The 4571-nt window shown below is 67.2% G+C and carries 5 protein-coding genes and 1 pseudogene; 4 read left to right on the top strand and 2 right to left on the bottom strand.

The features are described from left to right. Nucleotides 1–107 precede the first annotated feature (107 nt). Nucleotides 108–503 carry a hypothetical protein gene (locus tag ACWC9T_RS40975; protein ID WP_449826104.1) on the bottom strand — a complete coding sequence of 132 codons (396 nt, stop codon included), beginning with the start codon at nucleotides 501–503 and terminating at the stop codon, nucleotides 108–110. Nucleotides 504–786: 283 nt separating this feature from the next. Here ACWC9T_RS40975 and ACWC9T_RS40970 point away from each other — a divergent pair, with 283 nt between their 5' ends. Both ACWC9T_RS40970 and ACWC9T_RS40965 read left to right on the top strand, forming a co-directional pair. Then, on the top strand, nucleotides 787–927 hold the full coding sequence (locus tag ACWC9T_RS40970) for a hypothetical protein (protein WP_449826103.1): 141 nt from the start codon (nucleotides 787–789) through the stop codon (nucleotides 925–927). 394 nt (nucleotides 928–1321) lie between these two features. Then, complete coding sequence (locus ACWC9T_RS40965; RefSeq protein ID WP_449826102.1) at nucleotides 1322–1447, top strand: hypothetical protein; 126 nt, start codon at nucleotides 1322–1324, stop codon at nucleotides 1445–1447. Nucleotides 1448–1802: 355 nt separating this feature from the next. Here ACWC9T_RS40965 and ACWC9T_RS40960 read toward each other — a convergent pair whose 3' ends face one another. Then, entirely contained in the window at nucleotides 1803–2522 is a 720-nt protein-coding gene (locus ACWC9T_RS40960) for a hypothetical protein (RefSeq protein WP_449826101.1), read from the bottom strand. Nucleotides 2523–2813: 291 nt separating this feature from the next. Here ACWC9T_RS40960 and ACWC9T_RS40955 point away from each other — a divergent pair. Next, nucleotides 2814–3059, top strand: a pseudogene (locus ACWC9T_RS40955) (transposase); the annotation flags it as partial. Nucleotides 3060–3703: 644 nt separating this feature from the next. Beyond that, on the top strand, nucleotides 3704–4465 hold the full coding sequence (locus ACWC9T_RS40950; RefSeq protein WP_449826105.1) for a transposase: 762 nt from the start codon (nucleotides 3704–3706) through the stop codon (nucleotides 4463–4465). Nucleotides 4466–4571 lie beyond the last annotated feature (106 nt).

Raw genomic sequence — 4571 nt, 5'->3', positions numbered from 1 at the left:
GATTGGTGCTGGTCATCAGGGGTGGAACTCCTACTCGGGCCCTCTCAGGCTAACCCGACAAAGCGGGATGTCTCACCCAAGGCTGACAGAGAGGGGTTGCGTGAGTGTCAGGGAGCGTGAGGGACGGCGCGGGACAGGGGTTCCAGTTCTCCGTAGAGGGCGGCGTGGAGTGCGGCGGCGAGTTCGCGGGCTCGTTCTTCGCTGCGCACGCCGTGCATCATGAAGTAGACGGGTCCCGTGTAGGCGCCGAAATCGACCTCGCGGTTGTCGACCAGGCGGAGGATCGCGGCCCGGATGGCATCGTTGACGGCATCGGCGACCGTGTGGTCGGAGCCGGCGGTGAGAGTGTCCGCCTTCACGGTCCACTGCTGGCGTTTTTCGGATTCGATGGCGACGAATACAGCGTTGTGCGCCATGGCGTTGCGGTAGGCGTCGTGGAAGGCGTTGGTACCGGTGGCGTCCGGGATGAGGTGAGCGGGGCAGGGAACCGGCAGTGGCTGCACCTGTGCATTCTGCCAAGAAGTGACGTTCGGCCGCGACGCGATGGCAGGGCACGTTGAGTGATCATCTTCGCCTCGAACCGGCAGCTTCCGCCTTCTCGCGCCCCTGACCCGACGCCGGTGCACAATCAGGGGCCGTTTCAGCGACCTGGCTCGATACAGCCAAAAGGCACCCGAACGGCCTACGCGCTTTCGCATCGAACAAGCGCCGTTGCCCCGTTCGGACCAGTCTGGCAGAAGTCTGCGCCACCGCGTTCTTGTGATCACTGCTCCACCGGGAGGCGTCATGGTCGTCGTGGTTGCCCTGCTCCTGCCGGTACTGCTCGTGCTCATGCTGTTCGGGCTGGACACCCTGGAGAACTTCTTGCTCCCCCGGCACACGGAACGGTTCCAGACCGACACAGAAGAACCTTTGAAACCGCTTTGACCTGCGGCAATCCGTCAGATCAGTGGCCGGGACCTCAGAAACAGGCACGGACCCCGCCGGGACCAGTCCCGGCGGCAGCGCGGCCCGGGCCCGCACAGACTGGAGGGGAGCCGGTCCGCGCCCGGACCCCCGAGCGGGCGCTGGGCCGGCTTCCCTCACTCACGCATCCGCTTCCCCAGCGGTTCGGGTCCGACGGCAGTCCGCGAACGCTTCGCTGGCATGTTCGCGGCTGAAACTCTGCAGGTCAAAGCCCTGTTCAGCGGCTGATCGATGGGTCTAGCATTCCCGCCACGGCGGCCCCACCACAGCACCACCGGGCCGCCGAGCAGAGAAGCCGCGCCGCTGCTCGGCGCGGCTGGCCTCCCACCGGCCGGGCCCCGCGGAACACCCCCCGATGGCGACCTGGCGAAACCTCGCCATCGGCGTCCTGAGGCTCGCCGGAGTCACCAACATCGCCGCCGCCCTCCGCCGCAACGCTCGAGACGTCACCCGGCCGCTCGCCCTCCTCGGCCTCACGTGATCACAAACCGGACATCACGCGACTACGCCAAAGCCTTGGGCGACTACGCCGAAGCCCTGGGCCGTAATGGACCTGTCCCGTTCGCGAGTTAGCTTAAGATGGGAACAAGACAAGGAGATCGATACGGGGTAGAAATTGAAATGTCTATTGAAGGATCCAGGCTTAAGCAAGTAAAGCGAGCGGGTGGGCTCACCGCAGCCGCCATAGTGGCTATTACCACTCTCCTCGGCGGCGCCGGCACGGCCCTGGCGAAGCCCACGCTCTCCCCGGTGAGGGCCGTAACCGCAGCGGCCCCGTCACAGGGTGGTGATGAGGGCGGCTACGGCTACACGGAAGGGTTCCTTGCCGGCGAGCGTTACTGCGCTGCAAACGGTAAAGTCCCGGACAAGCCGCCTGTCAGCGAATCAGGGACACCATCCGACCTGGCTGACGCGGTTAAGAAAGCGCCGCTGAATAGCCCGGAATGGAAGGATGCGAAAGATAGGGAGGACAGGTATTCGGCCAACTTCGGTAAGGGGTGGGGCGCCGCCGTAACTAAGTGCCAGAATTCGGCGGAGCCTTCGCAGAGCACCACTTCGGTGCCGCCGTCGCAGTCGTCGACTCCGTCGCAGTCGCCGAACACGCCGTCTGGGCCGTCGACGCCGTCGAACGGGAACACGCCGTCTGGGCCGTCGACGCCGTCGAACGGGAACACGCCGTCTGGGCCGTCGACGCCGTCGAACGGGAACACTTGCCTGCAATCCATCAACTGCCAGCCCGGGCCGGCAACATATTGATAATCAGCCCAGCGTACGGCTGAGTCAAAAAGCAGTGGGCGGCCCAGGTCACCGCTTGAGGAGCGCCTCCAAGGCCGCGGACAGATATGTGGGTCGGCCGGGACAGTGCCCGGGGCCGCGTGGGCCAGCTGGGCGTGGCCCACGTAGCTGGTGTAGAGAAGGAAGCCGCGTTGGTGGGCCGCGGGCGGCGGGAAGCCGAGCAGTTCGAAGAGGTGGGCGAGGTAGCCGACCCGGCGCTCGGTGACGCGGGCGAGGGCCGCAGCGACCTTGGGGTGATTGCTCGCGGCGAGCAATCGCACCTCCAGGGGATCCTCGGAGGCCGAGGAGGTTGCCCCGCGCAGGAGCGCTGCGTGATCTTGGTGGCTAATTTCAAGTTCCTTGTGATGAGTCCGAGTTGAGATGCTTTGGGGCGGTCCGGGGAGCGGTCTGGGACTTGCTCCGTCGGCCAGGGGTGGCAGCGTGGCCACGGTGCAGTGGATCATGAGCGCTGGTGATCTCTCGGGCCTCGTCTTGGATCGGAGCATGTCGTGTCGGTGCAACCGCAGCCCTGGCCCCAGCCTGACCCGCAGATCGCGGCGGCGATTCGGGCGATGTACCGGGGCAAGCGGGAGGCGCCGCTGGCGGTGCAGGTCCGTGACCGGCTCGGCGAGCTGTTCCCGGACGCGGCCTTCGCCGACGCGTTCGGCCGGGCGGGCAAGCCGGGCTGGTCGCCGGGCCGGCTCGCGCTGGTCACGGTCCTGCAGAAAGCCGCGAACCTGACCGACCGGCAGGCGGCGGACGAGGTCCGGGAGAATCTGGCGTGGAAGTACGCCCTGGGTCTGAGCTTGGAGGATCCGGGGTTCGACCACAGTGTGCTGTCGGAGTTCCGCTCCCGCGTCGTCACCCACGGGCTGGAGGAGCGGGCGCTGGACCTGCTGCTGGAGCGTCTACGCGAGCTGGGCCTGGTGGACGCGGGCGGCGGCCAGCGCACCGATTCCACGCACATCGTGGCCGCGGTGCGGGATCTGAACCGGCTCGAGCTGGCCGGCGAAAGCGTCCGCGCGGCCCTGAACGCGCTGGCCGCCGCCTGTCCCGACTGGGTCGAGCAGGTGCTGGTCGTGGAGGACTGGAGCCGCCGCTACGCGGACCGGATCGACACCTGGCGCCTTCCCACCTCCAAGGCCAAGCAGGACGCGCTCGCGCTCGACTACGCCAAGGACGGCTACACCTTGCTGCGAGCGGTGTATGCACACGGCTCCCCGGCATGGTTGCGTGAGCTGCCCGCGGTGCAGAGCCTGCGAATCGTGCTGGTGCAGAACTACACCCGCACCACGGCCGGCAACGGGCACATCCGCGTCAAGCGCCGCGAGCGCGCCGAGGACGGAGGCGACGGGCTGCCGCCCGGCCCGATACGCCTGGCCTCCCCCTATGACACCGACGCCCGCTGGTCGGCCAAACAGGACATGTTCTGGAACGGGTACAAGCTCCACGTCTCGGAGACGTGCCACCCGCAGGCCGACGGCGACCGCCCCGCCCGGCCGAACATCATCACGAACGTGGCCACCACCGCCTCCACCCTCCCGGACTCCAAGGCCCTGGAAGCGATCCATCAGGTGCTCCAGCGCCGTCGGCTCCTGCCCGCGCGGCACTACCTCGACTCCGGCTACCCGAGTGCCGAACTGATCGTGGGCTCGGCCAAGACCTACGGCGTCGCCCTGATCACTCCGGTCCTGCTCGACACCTCCCGCCAAGCCAAAGCCCAAGAAGGGTTCGCCGCCGACGACTTCACATCGACTGGGACAATCAGCAGGCCGTCTGCCCCGCCGGGAAGACCAGCGCCACCTGGACACCGAACATCCAAAACGGGGTGTCCAAGACCGTCGTCACCTTCGCCGCCCTCGACTGCATTCCCTGCCCCTTCAAGGAGCAATGCACCAGCTCCCGCAAAAACCGCCGCCAACTCAGCCTCTACCCCCGCGAACTCACCGAGGCCATCCGCGACGCCCGCAACCGACAGCAGACCGGAACCTGGCAACGCGACTACGCGCTCCGCGCCGGCGTCGAGGGCACCGTCCGCCAGGCCACCCACACGACCGGACTCCGTCGCGCCCGCTACCGCGGCCTGGCCAAGACCCATCTCGACCACACCACCAGCGCGACCGCCCTCAACCTCATCCGCCTCCACTCCTGGTGGAACGGCCACCCCCTCGACCGCGCGAACCACAGTCACCTCTCCAGACTCCAACTCAGCCTCACAGCATGAAAGTTGAAATTAGAAGCCGTTATCAATCCGGGCGTGATCGTGTGATTCCCGCTGGTCAGGCATGACGCGGAGGGGTGTGCGGGCAGTATTGGCGCGTCGTGTCGTC

This window comes from Kitasatospora sp. NPDC001159, from assembly GCF_053598235.1.
Note: the sequence above shows the minus strand (reverse complement) of the source record. Positions and strands in the feature narration are given on the sequence as shown.

Excerpts from the sequence above, each read along its gene's own strand:
- ACWC9T_RS40970 (WP_449826103.1), top strand. The coding sequence starts at position 787 with ATGGTCGTCGTGGTTGCCCTGCTCCTGCCGGTACTGCTCGTGCTCATG.
- ACWC9T_RS40965 (WP_449826102.1), top strand. The coding sequence starts at position 1,322 with ATGGCGACCTGGCGAAACCTCGCCATCGGCGTCCTGAGGCTCGCCGGA.